General features: G+C 63.6%; 16 protein-coding genes. 8 read left to right on the top strand and 8 right to left on the bottom strand.

Translation table 11 applies throughout. The features are described 5' to 3' along the window. Positions 1-64: 64 nt before the first annotated feature. The 3 genes from NKJ75_RS01375 to NKJ75_RS01365 all read right to left on the bottom strand — a co-directional run bounded on the left by NKJ75_RS01375 (position 65) and on the right by NKJ75_RS01365 (position 4,080). Complete coding sequence (locus tag NKJ75_RS01375) at positions 65-1,621, bottom strand: amino acid permease (RefSeq protein WP_023744174.1); 1,557 nt, start codon at positions 1,619-1,621, stop codon at positions 65-67. Between the two features lie 78 nt (positions 1,622-1,699). Further along, positions 1,700-3,244: an amino acid permease gene (locus tag NKJ75_RS01370; protein WP_023691842.1), complete on the bottom strand. Its 1,545-nt coding sequence runs from the start codon at positions 3,242-3,244 to the stop codon at positions 1,700-1,702. A 17-nt stretch (positions 3,245-3,261) separates the two neighbouring features. Continuing rightward, on the bottom strand, positions 3,262-4,080 hold the full coding sequence (locus NKJ75_RS01365; protein ID WP_023686445.1) for an N-formylglutamate amidohydrolase: 819 nt from the start codon (positions 4,078-4,080) through the stop codon (positions 3,262-3,264). A gap of 147 nt (positions 4,081-4,227) precedes the next feature. On the opposite strand from NKJ75_RS01365, the gene NKJ75_RS01360 reads away from it, so the two are divergent. From NKJ75_RS01360 to NKJ75_RS01350, 3 genes are all read left to right on the top strand, one after another. Continuing rightward, the gene (locus NKJ75_RS01360) at positions 4,228-5,055 is read left to right on the top strand and encodes a MurR/RpiR family transcriptional regulator (RefSeq protein WP_023686446.1); all 828 of its coding nucleotides are present in this window, start codon (positions 4,228-4,230) and stop codon (positions 5,053-5,055) included. A gap of 171 nt (positions 5,056-5,226) precedes the next feature. Continuing rightward, positions 5,227-6,390 (top strand): efflux RND transporter periplasmic adaptor subunit, encoded by a 1,164-nt coding sequence (locus tag NKJ75_RS01355; RefSeq protein ID WP_023744173.1) that lies wholly within the window; start codon positions 5,227-5,229, stop codon positions 6,388-6,390. Continuing rightward, on the top strand, positions 6,387-9,518 hold the full coding sequence (locus NKJ75_RS01350; RefSeq protein WP_023671158.1) for an efflux RND transporter permease subunit: 3,132 nt from the start codon (positions 6,387-6,389) through the stop codon (positions 9,516-9,518). The genes NKJ75_RS01355 and NKJ75_RS01350 overlap by 4 nt, the downstream gene beginning before the upstream one ends. A gap of 181 nt (positions 9,519-9,699) precedes the next feature. Here NKJ75_RS01350 and NKJ75_RS01345 read toward each other — a convergent pair whose 3' ends face one another. From NKJ75_RS01345 to NKJ75_RS01335, 3 genes are read right to left on the bottom strand one after another with little or no spacing between them, the layout of a single operon-like run. Further along, entirely contained in the window at positions 9,700-10,737 is a 1,038-nt protein-coding gene (locus tag NKJ75_RS01345) for a zinc-binding dehydrogenase (protein ID WP_023744172.1), read from the bottom strand. An 11-nt stretch (positions 10,738-10,748) separates the two neighbouring features. After that, positions 10,749-11,051 (bottom strand): zinc-binding dehydrogenase, encoded by a 303-nt coding sequence (locus NKJ75_RS01340; protein WP_084558271.1) that lies wholly within the window; start codon positions 11,049-11,051, stop codon positions 10,749-10,751. Continuing rightward, positions 10,954-12,192 (bottom strand): acyl-CoA dehydrogenase family protein, encoded by a 1,239-nt coding sequence (locus NKJ75_RS01335; RefSeq protein ID WP_023686451.1) that lies wholly within the window; start codon positions 12,190-12,192, stop codon positions 10,954-10,956. The genes NKJ75_RS01340 and NKJ75_RS01335 overlap by 98 nt, the downstream gene beginning before the upstream one ends. A gap of 126 nt (positions 12,193-12,318) precedes the next feature. Between NKJ75_RS01335 and NKJ75_RS01330 the strand changes: the two genes are divergently transcribed. Genes NKJ75_RS01330 through NKJ75_RS01320 form a run of 3 tightly spaced genes read left to right on the top strand, consistent with a single transcriptional unit; the run spans position 12,319 to position 14,674 of the window. Continuing rightward, entirely contained in the window at positions 12,319-13,134 is an 816-nt protein-coding gene (locus NKJ75_RS01330; RefSeq protein ID WP_023695624.1) for an SDR family oxidoreductase, read from the top strand. Further along, entirely contained in the window at positions 13,131-13,646 is a 516-nt protein-coding gene (locus NKJ75_RS01325) for a MaoC family dehydratase (protein WP_280790513.1), read from the top strand. The genes NKJ75_RS01330 and NKJ75_RS01325 overlap by 4 nt, the downstream gene beginning before the upstream one ends. Then, entirely contained in the window at positions 13,643-14,674 is a 1,032-nt protein-coding gene (locus NKJ75_RS01320; RefSeq protein WP_352499063.1) for a phosphotransferase, read from the top strand. Before NKJ75_RS01325 ends, NKJ75_RS01320 begins: the two co-directional genes overlap by 4 nt. A 240-nt stretch (positions 14,675-14,914) precedes the next feature. On the opposite strand, the gene NKJ75_RS01315 is transcribed toward NKJ75_RS01320, so the two are convergent. Next, positions 14,915-15,871, bottom strand: a complete 957-nt coding sequence (locus NKJ75_RS01315) for a hypothetical protein (protein ID WP_352499062.1) — start codon at positions 15,869-15,871, stop codon at positions 14,915-14,917. Here NKJ75_RS01315 and NKJ75_RS01310 point away from each other — a divergent pair. Both NKJ75_RS01310 and NKJ75_RS01305 read left to right on the top strand, forming a co-directional pair. Continuing rightward, positions 15,865-16,509, top strand: a complete 645-nt coding sequence (locus NKJ75_RS01310; RefSeq protein ID WP_023671149.1) for a TetR/AcrR family transcriptional regulator — start codon at positions 15,865-15,867, stop codon at positions 16,507-16,509. The genes NKJ75_RS01315 and NKJ75_RS01310 overlap by 7 nt on opposite strands. Positions 16,510-16,695: 186 nt before the next feature. After that, entirely contained in the window at positions 16,696-16,923 is a 228-nt protein-coding gene (locus tag NKJ75_RS01305) for a DUF680 domain-containing protein (RefSeq protein WP_352499061.1), read from the top strand. A gap of 144 nt (positions 16,924-17,067) precedes the next feature. On the opposite strand, the gene NKJ75_RS01300 is transcribed toward NKJ75_RS01305, so the two are convergent. Beyond that, positions 17,068-17,295: a hypothetical protein gene (locus tag NKJ75_RS01300; protein WP_023671147.1), complete on the bottom strand. Its 228-nt coding sequence runs from the start codon at positions 17,293-17,295 to the stop codon at positions 17,068-17,070. Positions 17,296-17,323: the final 28 nt, after the last annotated feature.

Here is a 17,323-nt window from a genome sequence, read left to right as displayed (position 1 = left end):
GTGCTTGGTCGTTGAGGACGAAACCATAGCCGGCTGCACGCCGGCCATGGCCATGATGGTGACGTCAGTGGCCGGTTTCGCCGACCGCCTGTTCGGCGGCCTTGATCGCTGCCTGACGCGCCGCGATGATGTCGCCCAGCGGCGGGCCCTGGAAGCGATTGCGCTCGAAGGCGAACCAGATAATCGCCGTCAGGATGAAGAAGCCGACGGTGATGTACAGCGCCCAGTCGTTCGGCGGCTGGATGCCGATGATGAAGATCAGGATCATCGACACGATCGAGAGAACGCCGAACAGCATGAAGATGCCACGGCCCAGGTTCCACGGTCCCATCTTGTCCCACTTCGGCGTGCCCCAGGCCAGCATGCCGAGCACGATCGGCACGGTGAAGGACAGGAACAGGAAGATGACGGTGCAGGACACGACGATGGTGTAGGCCGAAGTACCGGCGACCGAAACCAGCGTCGAACCCCAGACGAACAGCACCGACAGGACCGACGCCGTCCAGATCGCCGCCACCGGCGTGCGATAGGTCGGGCTGACCTTGGCCAGTGCCGACGAGCCCGGCAGGCCGCCGTCACGCGAGAAGGCAAAGATCATGCGCGAAGCCGAGGTGACGGTTGCGAGGCCGCACAACAGCTGGGCGATGAACACGACGAGGTAGACGAACTCCTTGAGGCCGGGACTGACGCGCTGGTCGAAGGCCCAGAAGAACACGTTCCAACCCTGCTTGGCGGCGTCGTCCATGTTGGGGATCATCAGTACGAAGGCGGCCAGGAACAAATAGCCGAAGACCGCCGACCAGATAACCGACATCACCATCGCACGCGGCACCGATGAGGCCGCCTTGATGGTTTCCTCGGAAGTGTGTGCCGAAGCATCGTAGCCGGTGATGGTGTAGATCGGCAGCAGAAGGCCGAGAGCGAACACCCAGGCGTTCGAGACGGACGGCCAGACGCTGGCGCCGGCCTCACCCGAGTAGTTGTGGAAGGTGAAGAGCCGGCTGAAATCCCAGGTCTCGGCGGAGAACAGGCAGACGACAGCAATCAGGATCGAGCCGAAGAAGATCAGGTAACCCGAAAAGTCGGTCAACTTCGCAGTCAGCTTGATGCCGAGATGGTTGATCAGCGCTTGGGCGCCGGTGATGATGACCAGGAAGATCATCTGATTGGTCAGCGTACCCTCGATGCCGAGCGTCGGCCCGAAGGCGCCGATGAAGAACGTCCAGGTGCCGACATTGATGGCGCCGAGCACGGTGATCAGGCCGAGCAGGTTGAGCCAGGCCGTCACCCAGCCGGTGCCGCGATTGCCGAGGATCGAACCCCAGTGATAGAGGCCGCCGGCCGTCGGATAGGCCGAGCTGATCTGCGACATGGCGACCGCGAAGGTAAGCGAGACGAAGCAGCCGACCAGCCAGCCGATGCCGATGCCGATACCGCCGGCGCCCGACGTTGCCTGCGCCAGCGAATTGATGCCGCCCGACAGGATGCAGATGATGGAGAAGGAAACGGCGAAGTTGGAGAAGCGGCTTAGCCGCCGCTCAAGTTCCTGGGCGTAGCCCATGGAATGGAGGTGCTTTACGTCTTCCGCCTTGTCTGTGTCTGAATAACCCGGTGCTGCCATTGTAGTCCCCTTTGCATTCTTAGCTGGCCGGCCCTGCCCCGGTCGGCTTGCGCCGGCCGGAGCATCTAGTCTTTGCTGTTAGCCTGCCGTCTGGCCGACGGCTGCTTCCGCGGCCGCGATCTCGGAAGCGCGGCGAGCAATGTCGGCGCCGATCGGCGGGCCTTTGAAGCGGCGAGATTCGATGCCGAACCACAGAACCACCAGCAGAACGATCAGGCCGATGGCATAGTTGATCAGGATGTCGAAGGGCGGCTGGATGCCGGCATACATCAGCACCAGAACGCCAAGCACCGTGATGACGGCGAACGGCTTGGACCAGATGCCGAGGCGGAACGGGCCGAATTCGGTCCAGCTCTTGCCCTCGGCAAGCAGGCCGGCGGCCACGGGCATGGCGTAGGACACGTAGAGGAACAATGCACAGCCGGCCGCCAGTGCGGCAAAAGCCGGCGAGTACAATGTCGCTGCGACTGCGAGCACCGCTCCGAGCCAGATCGCCGCCACGGGCGTGCGCCATGTCGGGCTGACGGTTTTCCACACCGACGAACCGGGCAGGCCGCCGTCACGCGCGAAGGCAAAGATCATGCGCGAGGTCGACGTCAGTCCGGCGAGCGCGCAGATGAAGTTCGCCAGCACGATCGCGATGGCAATGATGCTCTTCAGCAGGAATGGCGCCGGCAGATTGTTGAAGAGATTGAACCAGGCATTGGCGCCATCCTTGGCCGTCGCTGCCAGATCGGGGCTGGCCAGTACGAACGAAACGGCCATGACGAAGCCGAACACCAGCGACCACAGAACCGAATGGATCATGCCGCGCGGCACCGCCACGCGGGCATTGTGGGTCTCTTCGGACGTGTGGGCCGAAGCGTCGAAGCCGGTGATGGTGTAGAGTGGGTAGAGCAGGCCGATCAGGAAGGCGACGAGTGCCGTCCGTGCGGTCGGAACGTAGCCTGCGCCTGGATCACCGGTGTTGTTGACGAAGGTGGTGAGCCGCGAGAAATCCCAGCTTGCGCCCCAGATCAGGAACATCGCGGTCAACACGACGGCGACGACCAGAATGAGGTAGCCCGAGAAATCCGTCAGCATGGTGGTGAGCCTGATACCGAAATGGTTGATCAGCGCCTGCGCGACCGTGATGATCACAACGCCGATCACCTGCTCCTGATAGCCCCACGCGGAGACGTCGTTACCGAACACGCCGGACCAGACAAGGTCCTTGAACAGCGCGTAGACGCCGACATTGACCGAGGCGACGACGAAGACCAGGCCGAGCAAGTTGATCCAGGCCGTGGCCCAGCCCCAGCCGCGCCCGCCGAGAATTGACGACCAGTGGTAGAGACCGCCGGCCGTCGGATAGGCCGAGCCGATCTGGCCAAGGGACGCGGCAACGACAAGTGCAAAGACGCCGCCGATGACCCAGCCGACAGTCGCCTCGAAGCCGCTGCCGGTCGCCATGGCCAGCGGGAAGGACGTGATGCCGCCCGCCAGAATGCAAATGATCGAAAAGGAAATAGCGAAGTTCGAGAAGCCGCTCATGCGGCGAGCCAACTCCTGGGCATAGCCCATGCTATGGAGGGTTTTTACATCCTCCGATCTTTCAGCGTCTGATTTGTCCGGTCCTGCCATTTTCGTCCCCTGTTTTTCTAGCTGGCCGATTGAACTGACTTTCCCACTGCGTGTCGCCGGGAACCCTTGGCCTCCTCGGGTTCCAGGTCAGAAAAAATGCCTGTGAGCAGATCCGCCCATTTCCGCTGCCCGGTCTCGCCGGAGATCTCGTCGTTGCGGATTTCGATCATTGCGCAGGCAAGGCCGCGCGAGCGTGCATGGCGCTCCAAAGTGAAATAGACGCGGTCGGCCGGCGAATAGGGCTCGTTGATGCCGACACTGACGCCGGAGAGCCGCTGCAGCGCCGCTATGAGCGGCGACGCCAGCCGGCGGTCGTCATCGTGGATGATGCCGATATGCCAGGGCCGGTTCTTGCCCTTGTAGACCGGGGTGAAGGAATGCACCGACACCAGCCGGGTCTCCTGCCCACGCGCCTGCCGGTCGTCGATGATCGATGCGATCGTGTCGTGGAACGGCCGCCACGACAAAGCGATGCGCTCGGCGCGCTCACTGTCCGACAGGCCGGCATTGCCCGGAATGGCCGTCGTCTCGCTGACCGGCGGCACCAGGTCCGGTGCGTCGAGCGGACGGTTGCAGTCGATGATCAGGCGCGAGATGCGGGTTTCGATGAGCGTCGCATCGAGGGCGGTCGCGATGCGGCGGGCCACCGGCAGCGCGCCGGGGTCCCAGGCGATGTGGCGGGAGAGATCTTCGGCCGGCAGGCCAAGCGTGCCGAATTCGGATGGCAGGAAGTTGGAAGCGTGGTCGCAGGTCAGCACGAAAGGGCTGGACCCGCCGGGGTTCGTCACCCCTACGGTATCAGACGATGCAAGGCTGGCGGGCCGTGCTCTCTCCATAGTCTGCCGTCCCCTGGGGAGCGCTGTATCTTATGTTACGTATTTTGCGTCATTGCGTCCCTGTGGATGATTTCATACAGTTTGTCCGGCTTTGTCAAACGCGATTTCGGGGAAGCGGTCTGGACGGGCTCAGGGGTGGGGAAAACGATGATTTCCAGCATTGCCGAACTGATTTCGGACCGCATCGGCACGATGCCGGCCGGCGAGCGCCGCGCCGCGCAAACGCTGATTGCCAACTATCCGCTGATCGGGCTGAAGACGGTCGCCGAGTTCTCGACCGCCGCCGGCGTATCGTCGCCGACCATCCTGCGCTTTGTCTCCAGGCTGGGGTTCCAGAACTATCCCGAATTCCAGTCGGCGCTGCAGGACGAACTGGCGGCGCAATTGCAGTCGCCGGCATCGCGCACGCTCAATCCGGCCTCACCGGGCAGCAGTGCCGTGTCGCCAATGCTGGAGGCGACGCTGGACAATATGCGCGAGACCTTCAGGCATCTGTCCGACAGGCAGCTTGCCGACATCGCCGAAAGGCTCGCCGAACGGCGCGGCAAGACATTCCTGATCGGCGGCCGCTTCACCGATCCGTTGGCGCGCTACATGGCCGCCCACCTCGCCATCATCCAGCCCGACGTTTATCACCTCGCCGGTCAGGAGAGCATCTGGCGCGACCGGCTGATTGACATGGGCAAGCGCGACGTGCTGGTGATCTTCGACATCAGGCGCTACCAGGACAGTCTGGTACGCTTTGCCGAGACCGCGCATCAGCGCGGCGTACAGATCGTGCTGTTCACCGACCAGTGGCTATCGCCGATCGCCCGCTTCGCCCGCCATGTCATTGCAGGACGCACCGCCGTGCCTTCGGCGTGGGACTCTTCCGCCGCTCTGTTCGTTGTCGCCGAGACGCTGATCGGCGCTGTCACCAGGCAGCTCGAGGCCGACAGCGCCAAGCGCATCCGCGACCTGGAAAGCCTGCGCTGACACGCTCAATCCCGGCCGCAGGTGCGCAAAATTACGCAGATTTAATGTGCATGGAAGCGGCAGAATTGCCATAAAGCCATGATATTGCGGCGGCTTCGCACATACCGGGTGCGTCGCTGCGCGTTTTTTTGCTTGGTGAAACCGGTAGACGTTTTGCCAACCGGAGTGTCGATGGTCGCCTGGAAACAGATCGTTTTTGCGCTTGTGATCCTGGTCGCGGCTGTCCTCGCCTGGGCGCGATTCTTCCCGGGCGCGCCGGAGGTTCTGGCACGCTGGGGTATCGACTGGACCTATGCTTCGGCGCCCGCCACAACCGGTGCGGTCGACACGACAAAACAGGCAGGCGGTCGCAACGCTGCCGGCCGCCCGGCAAATGTCGTCGCCTTGCCTGCGGCCACCGCCACCATCAACGATCGCCTGCAGGCGATCGGCACCGGCCGCGCCAATGCCTCGGTGACGGTCAACCCGTACAGCTCCGGCCGGCTGGTTGAATTCCTCGTCCAGTCCGGTACCCGCGTCGACAAGGGGCAGATCATCGCTGTTCTCGATTCCGAGACCGAGGTGATCTCGCAGGATCGTGCCAAGCTCGCCTTGCAGGATGCCCAGGACAAGCTCGAGCGGGTGAAATCATTGAGGGCCTCCAACGCCGCGACCCCGGTCGCCGTCGCCGATGCCCAAGTGGTGCTGGCCGGCGCCAAACTGGCGCTGCAGGATGCCGAACTCGCCTTGCAGCGTCGTTCGATCGTCGCCCCTATCGCCGGCACGGTCGGCATCCTGCCGATATCGGCCGGCAATTACGTCACCAGCCAGTCGGCGATCGCCACGCTTGACGACCGCTCCTCCATCCTGGTCGATTTCTTGGTGCCCGAGCGCTTCGCCGCCGCCGTCAAGGTCGGCGCGCAACTGTCGGCGACGCCGATCGCCAATCCGAGCAAGGCCTATACCGGCACTGTGTCGGCCATCGACAACCACATCGACGAAAAGAGCCGCACTCTGCTGGTCAAGGCTGCAATCGCCAATCCAGCGGATTCGCTGCGCGCCGGCATGTCGTTCGGCATCACCATGCGCTTCCCCGGCGACACCTACCCGGCCGTCAGCCCGCTGGCAATCCTGTGGGGTTCCGACGGCGCCTATGTCTGGCAGGTCGAGGACGGCAAGGCCAGGCGCGTTCCCGTGCGCATCATCCAGCGCAACACCGAGACGGTGCTGATCGACGCCGAGATCGAGGATGGCGACATGGTGGTGACCGAAGGCACCCAGAGCGTCAGCGAAGGCGGCGCGGTCCGCATCGCCGGCCAGGACAAGCGCGCCGCGGACGCCGCCGAAGGCTCATGACCGCGCCTGTCAGCACCGCCAGCGAAACCGGCTTCACCGCTCTCTTCATCCGCAGGCCGGTCATGGCCTTCGTGCTGAACACGCTGATCGCAGTGGCCGGCCTTGCCGCCTTCTATGGCGTCGAAATCCGCGAACTGCCCGACGTCGACCGCGCCGTGGTCACCGTGTCGACGGCCTTCGAGGGTGCCGCCGCCGAAACCGTCGACCGTGAACTGACCGACACCATCGAGGGCGCGGTCGCCCGCGTCTCCGGCGTCAAGTCGATCTCGTCGACCTCTTCCTTCGGCCAGAGCCGCGTCACCATCGAGTTCAACGACGGCGTCGATTTGAACGTCGCCGCCTCCGACGTGCGCGACGCGGTCGGCCGTGTCGCCAACATGATACCGGAGACCGCCGACCCGCCGCGCATCGTCAAGGCCGATGCCAATTCCGATGCCGTGATGCGACTGGCCGTCACCTCCGACACCATGTCGGTGCAGGACATGACGGTGATCGTCCAGGACCAGATCGAGGACGAACTGGCCGCCGTGCCCGGCGTCGCCGACGTTCAGGTCTATGGCGACCGCGACAAGATCTTCCGCATCGATGTCGACCAGAACAAGCTCGCCAGCCTCGGCTTCACTGTCGCCGATCTGAGGGCAGCGCTTGCCTCGGTCGCTTTCGATTCACCAGCCGGTTCGATCACCACCACCAACCAGGATCTCATCGTCCGCACCACGGCCGATGTGACGACGCCGGAAGAATTCGAAAACATCATCATCGGCGGCACGACGCGCATCCGCGACGTCGCCACCGTCACGCTCGGTCCCGACATCGGCCAGACCTCGTTGCGCTCCGACGGCAAGACCGGCATTGGCCTTGGCATCATCCGTCAGGCGGAATCGAACACGCTGGATATTTCCACCGGAGTGAAAGCAGCCGTCGCCAAGCTGCAGGAAAACCTGCCCAAGGGCATGTCGATCAAGATCACCAGCGACGACGCAGTCTTCGTCAACGGCGCCGTGCACGAGGTCGAGATCGCGCTCGGCCTGTCGATCTCCATGGTGCTGATCGTCATCTACATCTTCCTGCTCGACTGGCGCGCGACGCTGATCCCTGGTCTGTCAATGCCGGTCGCCATGATCGGCACCATCGCCGCCATCTATCTCGCAGGCTTCTCCATCAACATTCTGACGCTTCTGGCGCTGGTGCTGGCGACCGGCCTTGTCGTCGACGACGCCATCGTCGTTTTGGAAAACATCGTGCGACGGCGCAACGAAGGCATGGGGCCTCGTGCCGCCGCCGTGCTCGGCGCCCAAGAAGTGTTCTTCGCAGTCATCGCCACGACGCTGACGCTCGTTGCCGTTTTCGTGCCGATCTCCTTCCTGCCGGGACAGACCGGCGGCCTGTTTCGCGAATTCGGCTTCGTCCTCGCCATGTCGGTGCTGCTCTCCTGCGTGGTGGCGCTGACGCTGTGCCCGATGCTGGCCTCGCGCATGTTGACCGGCGCATCGCTCCACCATGAAGGCGGTCACGGCATTGGCGCGCGCGTCGGTGGCGCGCTGAACGCGGCCTACAAGCGCGCCTTGCATGCCTGCCTCGGCGCGCCGTGGATCGTGCTGCTGGTTGCGGTGCTGTTTGCGGGCGTCGCCTTCAGCCTGTTCGGCACCATCCGCCAGGAACTGACGCCGAGCGAGGACCGCGCCGTCGTGCTGTTGCGCATCAACGCGCCGCAAGGCGTCAGCCTCGATTACACCACGCAGCAGATGCAGAAGATCGAGCGGCTGATCCAGCCGCTGCGCGATTCCGGCGAGATCGTCTCGACCTTCGAAAACGCCGGCCAGAACGGCGCCTACAATTCCGGCTTCATGGTGATGACGCTGGCGCCGTGGGACGAGCGCACGCGCAGCCAGCAGGAGATCATGGCGCAGATAAGCCAGCTGACCCGGCAGGTGCCATCCGTGCGCATCTTCCCGGTGCAGGCCAATAGCCTCGGCATTCGCGGCGCCGGCAACGGCCTGCAATTCGCGCTGGTCGGCAACGACCGCAAGGCGCTCGGCGACGCGGCGGTGAAGATCATCGCCCGGATGCAGGCCGATCCGCGCTTCCAGACGCCGCGGCTTTCCATCGACCCGACGCAGCCGCAGCTGGCGGTGGCGATCGACCGCGAGCGCGCCTCCGATCTCGGCATCGACATATCGGGTCTCGCCAACACCTTGCAGGCCATGCTCGACGGCAACGATGTCGTCGATGTCTACATCGCCGACCGCAGCTATGGCGTGAAGCTGGTCTCGACCACCAACCCGATCAATGATCCGACCGATCTGGAAAACATCTTCCTGAAGACCGCCGACGGCCGCTTCGTGCCAATGTCGACCATCGCCACGCTGACCGAGCGCGCCGTGCCGCCGTCGCTGACCCGCGAACAGCAGCAGCCTTCGGTGGCGATCACCTCGAACCTGAACGGCAATTTCGCACTGGGTGACGCGCTCGGCGTTGCCGAGCAGATCGCCGCCCCGCTGCTGCCGCCGGGCAGCCGCGTCCTGCCGCTGGCCGAAGCCGCGACGCTCGGCGAGACCAACAGCGCCATGATCACCATTTTCGGCTTCGCGCTGGTCATCATCCTCCTGGTGCTCGCCGCCCAGTTCGAAAGCTTCGTCAGCGCCGTCATCATCATGGCGACGGTCCCCCTTGGCCTTGCCTGCGCAATCTTTGCGCTGCTTTTGTCAGGCACCAGCCTCAATGCCTACAGCCAGATCGGCCTCGTGCTTCTGGTCGGCGTCATGGCCAAGAACGGCATCCTCATCGTCGAATTCGCCAACCAGCTGCGCGACCGCGGCCTCGGCGTGCGCGAGGCGATCGAGCAGGCCTCGATCATCCGCCTGCGGCCGGTGATGATGACGATGATCTGCACCATCCTCGGCGGGGTCCCGCTGGTGCTGGCCGCCGGCGCCGGTGCCGAAGCGCGCATCGCGCTCGGCTGGGTCATCGTCGGCGGGCTGGGTCTCGCCACCGTCTCGACGCTGTTCCTGACCCCGGTCGCCTACCTCCTGCTCGGCCGCTTCGTCACGCCGAAGGCGCATGAGGAAGCGAGGCTGAAGCGGGAGCTTGAGGAAGCGGCGTACGCCAATGTCGAGCCGGCGGAGTAGCTCCGCTTACCCTCCCCCTTGTGGGGAGGGTCGGACCGCAGGTCCGGGGTGGGGGTGCAGCGCCAACTAACGTCGGTCCAGCGCTCCCGCGAATAACAGAGGTAGGAGCCAAGACCCCCACCCCGACGAAAGAGCAAAATTGCTCTTCGTCGACCCTCCCCACAAGGGGGAGGGTAGAAAGTCACGGCCTGATAAACACCTTCCCGTTCGGCTTGGCCAGCTCCGCCGGGGCCTTCGCCATCGCCTCATCCAGCGGTAGCACCGCCGTCACGTCGGTTGACCAGCGCCCATCCGAAAAGCGCTTCTGTGCTTCCATGATCGCCGGGCCGCGCTTGTCGCGGAACTGGCGCATCCATTCGACCAGCCAGAAGCCTTCAATGTGCTTGTGTTGGAAGATCATCTGGCCGGGCTCACGGATGACAGTGGTGTCCGGATCGAGCCGTCCATAGATGATCCAGCGCGAGCGCTTCGGCATGGCGTCGAAGATCGCCGAGGCCAGCGGCCCGGTCACGGCATCGAGGAAGATGCGCGGCTGCTCGGCCTTGACCACATCGCGTAGTGCTGCCTTGAAATCCGGCGCCTTCTCGTTGAGCACATGGGCAGCCCCGATCTCCTTCAACAGCGGAATCTGCTCGTCGCGGCGCACGGTGACGATCGGCCGGAACCCAGCCTCCTTGGCGAGACCCGCGATCAGCTTGCAAAGCTGGCTGGCGCCGGCGGTCATGATGAAGGCTTTTTCGCCCGTCTGCTTGACGATGTCGAACATGGCGAGCGCCGTGAGCGGGTTGACGATCATCGCCGCGCCATCCTCGTCGCGGACCGTGTCGAGCAGCGGAATGCAGCCGGCAGCTTCGGCAACTGCATAGTCCGCCCACGCGCCCCAATTGGTGACGCCGGTGGTGAAGGCGATGCGCTTGCCGATCAGGCTTTTCGCATAGGGCTCGTCGCCGCTGGCAACGACCGTGCCGACACCCTCGAAGCCGGCCGGCTGGCCCTTGGCGCGCGGCTGACCGTACTGGCCCTTGATGAACATGACGTCGGACGGGTTGATCGAGGCGAGGCTGACCTTGATCAGCACCTGGCTCGGTCCGGGCGTCGGCACGCCGATGCTGCCCAGCGTGAGATACGGCTCCATCGCCTCCAGCACGCTGCCGGAGGGCGTCCTGGTGTAGCCGTCGCCGATCAGCAGCAGTGCTCTCATGTCTGAAGGTATCGCCATGGCGGGGCTCCTTAACGTTTGAGGATGAGCTTGCCGGATGCGCCACGGCCAAGCACGCGCGTCAGCACGGCGGCGGCATCGGCCAGCGGATAAGTGCCTTCGATGACCGGCCAAACCTTGCCGGCGAGATGCCAGCCGACCAGTTCCTTCAGATTGTCGGCATGGACGAGCTGGCCGAGCGGCGCGAAATCGCGGGCGATAATGGCCTTCATCCGCTCAGACCTTTTCCTGCGTGTATTTCCTGAGCTCCGTACGCGCCACCTGCCGGCGGTGCACGGCGTCCGGCCCGTCGGCGAGGCGCAGGGTTCGCAGATGCGTCCATGAGCGTGCCAGCGGCGTGTCCTGGCTGATGCCTTGCGCCCCGAACATCTGCACGGCCTCGTCGGTGACCTTGAGCGCGACGCGCGGTGCGATGACCTTGATCTGGCTGATCCAGGGCGCGGCTGCGCGCGCATCGCCTTGGTCGATCATCCACGCCGCCTTGAGGCAGAGCAGCCGCGCCATCTCGATCTCCATGCGGCATTCGGCGATGATGTCGAAATTGGCGCCGAGCTTGGCCAAGGGCTGGCCGAAGGCCTCGCGGCGCACCGAGCGCTGGCACAGCAGCTCCAGCGCCATTTCGGCCTGGCCGATGGCGCGCATGCAATGGTGGATGCGGCCGGGGCCAAGCCGCCCCTGGGCGATCTCGAACCCCCTGCCCTCGCCGAGGATCAGGTTTCCGGCCGGCACCCTGACATTGTCGAAGCGAAGATGCATGTGGCCATGCGGCGCGTCGTCGTCGCCATAGACCTGCATCGGCCGCAGCTTGGTCACGCCCTTGGTGCCGGACGGCACCAGGATCATCGAATGGCGGCGGTGCTGCGTCTCGGCTTCGCCGGTGCGAACCATGACAATGTAGATGGCGCAGCGCGGGTCCCCGGCCCCCGACGCCCACCATTTCTCGCCGTTGAGTACATAGTCGCCGCCTTGCTTTTCGCAGCGCATGGCGATGTTGGTGGCGTCGGAGGAGGCGACATCCGGCTCCGTCATCAGATAGGCCGAGCGGATTTTCCCCTCGAGCAGCGGCGCTAGCCATGCCTGCTTGTGGTCCTCCGAGCCATAGCGCTCCAGCACCTCCATATTGCCGGTGTCGGGCGCTGAGCAATTGAAGGTCTCCGCGCCGAGATGCGCCTTGCCCATCTCCTCGGCCAGATAGGCATATTCGACGGTTGACAGCCCATAGCCGCGCTCGGAGCCGGTCAGCCAGAAATTCCACAGGCCGCGATCCTTGGCCGTTTTCTTCAACCCTTCGAGGATTTCGGTCTGCCGCGCGGTATAGACCCAGCGGTCGCCGCCCTTGCCGACCTCGCTCAAAAACTCATGATCGAGCGGCATGATCTCGTCGCGCACCATAGCGGCGACGCGGGCGTGGATCGGCTTCAGCCGCTCGGTCATGCCGAGATTGATGTCCGCCATCGGTCTCCAACCCTTTCACGCATCCAGGCACTTTACCCGTGGCAAGGATGACCGTACTTCGGTTAGCCTTGTCAACGCGAGCCCTTTCGCCCCGGACCGTGAGCAGAAAGGCGCGGAGGAATTGCGATGAGCTATCTGGAAGAACTGTTCTCAGTCGCGGGTAAGACCGCGCTGGTAACGGGAGCCGCGACCGGCATCGGCCGCATGGTTGCGACCGCTTTGGTCCAGGCCGGCGCTACCGTGATGATCGCCTCGCGCAAGGGCAAGGATTGCATCAAGGTCGCCGCTGAGTTGAACGGGCTCGGCGGCTCCGGCAGTGCCGAAGGTTTCGCCGGTGACGTCTCGAGCGAAGCCGGCATTGCCGCGCTGGTCAGCGAGGTCAAGGCGCGCACCGAGAAGCTGCACATTCTGGTCAACAATGCCGGCATATCCTGGGGTGCCTCCCTGGAGGATTTTCCCTATAGCGGCTGGGCCAAGGTGTTCGCCGTCAACGTCACCGCCGTCTTCCATCTGACGCGCGAATTGCTGCCGCTGCTGGAAGCCGCCGCGAGCGATGCCGATCCGGCCCGCGTCATCAATCTGGGCTCGGTGATGGGCACGCAGCCGCTGGCCGACGACGCCTATTCCTATACCGCGTCCAAAGGCGCCGTTCACCACCTGACGCGCACGCTGGCGATCGAGCTCGCGGCGCGGCGCATCACCGTCAACGCCTTCGCGCCCGGCCCCTTCCAGAGCCGGATGACCGCCTTTGCCACCGGCACCGAAGAAAAGGCCAGACATGTCGGCAGCCATGTGCCGATCGGACGTATCGGCGTGGCGGATGACATCGGCGGCGCAACGCTCTATTTGTGCAGCCGCGCCGGCTCCTATGTCACCGGCGCCATCCTGCCGATCGACGGCGGGCAGTCGGTGCAGCATGGGCTGACACTGTTCAAGGAATGAGCCGCGGTCGGCGGCAAGGGGAGGACACCGCAGTGGAACCGATCAGTCTCGATGTGCTTCTGGCCAGCGTCGGCAAGGAAGTCGGCGTCTCGCCATGGCGCGAGGTCACACAGACCATGATCGACCAGTTCGCCGACGCCACCGACGACCACCAGTTCATCCATTGCGACCCCGAGCGGGCCAAAAACGAGACGCCGTTCGGCGGCACCATCGCGCATGGCTTCCTGTCGTTGTCGCTGCTCTCGGCGATGACCTTCGAGACCATGCCGCCGCTGGAAAAGGGCAAGATGGGCGTCAACCACGGTTTCGATTCGCTGCGCTTCCTGGCGCCGGTGAAGACCGGCGCGCGCATCCGCACCCGCTTCGTGCTGGCCGACGTCAAGGTCAGGCCGTCGGGCTGGGTGCAGACGGCGCATGACGTGACCATCGAGATCGAAGGCTCGAAGAAGCCGGCGCTGACCGCGCGCTGGCTGACGCTGACGCTGATCGAGCGTGAGCCGGAGACCGCATGAGCGACGCCAATACGCTCGACCAGACAGCGCTAGCCCCTTACCTCGAGGCGCACATCCCTGGTTTTGCACGGCTTTCCGCAATCGAAAAATTCAAATCCGGCCAGTCGAACCCGACCTATCTGCTGACCGCGGCCAGCGGCCGCTATGTCCTGCGCGCCAAGCCGCCGGGCCAGTTACTGAAATCGGCGCATCAGGTCGACCGCGAATTCACGGTCATGAAGGCGCTGGCCGGCACCGCCGTGCCGGTGCCGGCGATGCTGCATCTGTCGGCGGAGGCGACGCCGATCGGCCGCATGTTCTACGTCATGGATTTTCTCGACGGCCGCATCTTTTGGGATCCGGCAGTGCCGGAGGCCGCTGGCAACGATGAGCGCGCCGCCCTCTACGATGCCATGAACGCCACCCTGGCGGCCCTGCACGATGTCGATGTCGAGGCGGTCGGGCTCGGCGATTTCGGCAAACCCGGCAATTACTTCGAACGCCAGCTGGCACGCTGGACCAGCCAGTACCGCGCCTCGGAGACCGGCACGGTCGCCGACATGGACCGGCTGATCGCCTGGCTGGAGACGCATATGCCGGCCGATGACGGCCGAAAATCTCTCGTGCATGGCGACTACCGGCTGGACAACATGATCTTCGCGCACAATGAGCCGAAAGTGCTGGCCGTGCTCGACTGGGAACTGTCGACGCTTGGCCACCCCTTTGCCGACATCGCCTACCAGTGCATGCAATGGCGCTTGCCGCACGCCTCGGGCTTTCGCGGTCTTGGCGGCGTCGACCGCGCCGCCCTCGGCCTGCCCTTGGAGGAAGCCTATGTCGCGGCGTATTGCCGTCGGCGCGGGCTGGCCGGCATCGACAATTGGAGCTTCTTCCTCGCCTTCTCCTTCTTCCGCTTGGCGGCCATCTGTCAGGGCGTCTACAAGCGGGCGCTCGACGGCAACGCCTCCAATCCCGAAAAGGCCAGGACCTATGGCGAAGCGGTGAAGCTGCTGTCGCACCTTGCCGCCAAGCTGATCGACCGAACCTGAGTAGACAATGAGATATTGTGGTCGGCGCGATTTGATGACAGATCGGATCAGTTCCGTTCCCCGACCGGGGAGCAAGCCCATACGGAGGTGGTGGCAACCGGCCTGGAAACAGTACGCAAACCGATCACCGTCTGTAGAAAGAGCATGATGCCGAAAGTGTGAAGCGGTTTTCGGACGACATCATGCTCTATCAATTTGATTAGACCCGGATTCAGATTTCAGGTCAATTCGACCTGAAATCTAGCGCGCATCGCTGGAAATGAACTTCATGTGCCGGCTGACTTGCAGGGCGATGTAGACGACCAGCGAGCATCCGATCGGAAACACGATCTCAATGAGGCCGGTGGCGACAGCCTGCGGCAATGCCAGCGCAATGTCCTTGGCTGCGGCAGTCTCGATCGTCAGCGCCGTGATCCCGCCGCCGAACACCGCGCCGGCCAAGGCACCCGCCAGCATGAAATGCAGCGAGCGAGGTTCTTCCTTGGATGCCAGCGAAGCCAGCATCCAGCCCAGCAAACCATACTCGATCGCCCGCAACATACCGAGCGTAGTGAGCGACAGGATCACGGGCTTTGCCGATACATCAAGCGCGCTCACCATCACCTTTTGCGTACCTTTGGCGATGCCCATGGCCAGCGGCCCCGAGATCATGGCGATCAGGCCGCCAAGCGAGGCTCGCACCTTGGTGATCGCCGTGCCGAGGCTGACGCCGGCGCAGACGAAGAATGACCAGGTCACGCCTTGCGCCAAGTCGATCAGAACCTGGGTTGGCGCCGGGTGCGAACCTGCCGCAAATCCGGCAGTCAGAATAAGCGCTTCCATGGCGAAGCCGATTGCGATCGCCAGCCATGCGACTATCACGACTCGCCTGAGCGCCAGCCTGGCGCCATGAGAAAGTGGATGTGCGCCCGGCAGCCCGGACGAAAGCTCTATCGCAGCCATAGAGGCCCCCCAAAACCGAAATTTCTTGCAGAGCCGCCAGATAGGCTTTGTTTGTAACGGTCCGATGTTGCCTGCGAGCGCCCATGTTACACATGCTGTGACATAGATGCTGGCGAAATAGACCAGAACGGACAGGACTATTCGAGAGAAAGCTTGAGGTCGCTTTTTGATGTCCCTGGCAGCGCCCTTGCCCGTTTCCGTACAGCGTATATATTTAGCCATGCACAACCAACCAAAGGCACCGGGTCTTGCCACTGAGCGTCCAGAAACGCCGCGAAAAACAAAAAGCCGAACTGCGTTCCGAATTGCTCGACGCAGCCCACAAGCTCGTCAAGGAAGAAGGCTATGAAGGGCTGACCATCCGCAAGTTGGCCAAGCGGGTCGGCTATGCTCCGATGTCGGTCTATTCCTACTTCGCCGACAAGCAGGACATCCTGTTTGCGCTGGCCGAGGATGCCTTCGAAACACTTGCCCGCCGCATCGAGGAGCATCCTTCCGACGATCCGATCGAGGCCTTGCGTGCGGTGATGACCGAATATGCCGCCTTCGGGCTCGGCAACCCCAACGAATACCGCACCGTGTTCATGACCGAAAAGACCAAGCTGCCGGAAGGCAGAAGCTATGAGGACATGGAAGAGGCCAACCCGGCGATGAAAGCGCTGATATCCAGGGTCGAGGCCTGCGTTGCTGCAGGCAAGCTGCAGGGCGATCCGCGCGCCATCGCCACCATGCTTTGGGCAGTCGGCCACGGCACCATCTCGCTTTTGATCACGTTCCCGTTCTACCCCTTCGGCGATCCACAGGCTTTCGTGACGCGGATGTGCGATTTCACACTCGCCACGCTCAGCACCCAGAATGTGCCGCCGCTGACCGAGACCCCGGTCGACTGCTGAGCATCCCCGCCCCTCCAATTCAACGTCCGGCCTGACAGCTTCGGCTGTGTCAGTGCGACGCAATTTTCGGCATTCAAAAAAATTTGTCGTACGCGTACGTTTTCCGACTTGAAAACCCATCTCGGTGGACGTATGTGTACGTTGTATCGTACATGTACGAAAAGAATTTAACCGATGGAGACTGACATGAACAAGACCCTTCTCGCCCTCGCCACCGTGCTGGCTCTCTCCGGCTCGGCTTTCGCCGCCAACAACACACACTCGACCAAGCAGGCCGCCACCTGCGTCGACACCACGACCAATGCCAAGCTCGATTGCGCCGTGACCGGCTCGGTCGAAAAGTCCGACGTCATGGCCAAGAGCCCGCGTCTCGGCATCGAGATCAACCCATGGATCGTGCCGAGCACGTTCTAAGTTGATCGAGCTCGACCACCGAACAGCACAACGACTAATTTAAGGGCGGCAGGATAATCCCGGCCGCCCGTTTTTTCCTCAGCGCCCCCATTTTCTCAGCGCAAGCTGGGCTTCTCCGAGTTCAAACCTGGCCTAGCCGAACGGTTATTTCTTGCGCGGTTTGCGACCCGGCACCGTCTTGGCCTTGCCGGGTCTTGCCGGCGCGCCTGGGATGGCGGTCGAGGTGATCGACACCGGATCGCTGGCCGGAAACGTGTCCTCGAGGCCTTCCTCGAGTTCCTCTTCGGCAGTCACCTCGTGATGCTGCTCATGTTCGAGTGAGCGCACGGCGGACGTCTTGCCAGCTGACTTCGGCGGCGCTTTCGACGGCATCGTATGTTCTCCCTGATGAGGGAAGCAG

The sequence above is a fragment of the Mesorhizobium sp. M0058 genome (assembly GCF_040323095.1).
GTDB lineage: Bacteria > Pseudomonadota > Alphaproteobacteria > Rhizobiales > Rhizobiaceae > Mesorhizobium.
The sequence above is the reverse complement of the archived record's forward strand: the minus strand, read 5'-3'. Positions and strand labels throughout refer to the sequence as shown.

Coding starts and splice junctions, on each gene's coding strand:
- NKJ75_RS01375 (WP_023744174.1), bottom strand. CDS start 1,621: ATGGCAGCACCGGGTTATTCAGACACAGACAAGGCGGAAGACGTAAAG.
- NKJ75_RS01370 (WP_023691842.1), bottom strand. CDS start 3,244: ATGGCAGGACCGGACAAATCAGACGCTGAAAGATCGGAGGATGTAAAA.
- NKJ75_RS01365 (WP_023686445.1), bottom strand. CDS start 4,080: ATGGAGAGAGCACGGCCCGCCAGCCTTGCATCGTCTGATACCGTAGGG.
- NKJ75_RS01360 (WP_023686446.1), top strand. CDS start 4,228: ATGATTTCCAGCATTGCCGAACTGATTTCGGACCGCATCGGCACGATG.
- NKJ75_RS01355 (WP_023744173.1), top strand. CDS start 5,227: ATGGTCGCCTGGAAACAGATCGTTTTTGCGCTTGTGATCCTGGTCGCG.
- NKJ75_RS01350 (WP_023671158.1), top strand. CDS start 6,387: ATGACCGCGCCTGTCAGCACCGCCAGCGAAACCGGCTTCACCGCTCTC.
- NKJ75_RS01345 (WP_023744172.1), bottom strand. CDS start 10,737: ATGGCGATACCTTCAGACATGAGAGCACTGCTGCTGATCGGCGACGGC.
- NKJ75_RS01335 (WP_023686451.1), bottom strand. CDS start 12,192: ATGGCGGACATCAATCTCGGCATGACCGAGCGGCTGAAGCCGATCCAC.
- NKJ75_RS01330 (WP_023695624.1), top strand. CDS start 12,319: ATGAGCTATCTGGAAGAACTGTTCTCAGTCGCGGGTAAGACCGCGCTG.
- NKJ75_RS01325 (WP_280790513.1), top strand. CDS start 13,131: ATGAGCCGCGGTCGGCGGCAAGGGGAGGACACCGCAGTGGAACCGATC.
- NKJ75_RS01320 (WP_352499063.1), top strand. CDS start 13,643: ATGAGCGACGCCAATACGCTCGACCAGACAGCGCTAGCCCCTTACCTC.
- NKJ75_RS01305 (WP_352499061.1), top strand. CDS start 16,696: ATGAACAAGACCCTTCTCGCCCTCGCCACCGTGCTGGCTCTCTCCGGC.
- NKJ75_RS01300 (WP_023671147.1), bottom strand. CDS start 17,295: ATGCCGTCGAAAGCGCCGCCGAAGTCAGCTGGCAAGACGTCCGCCGTG.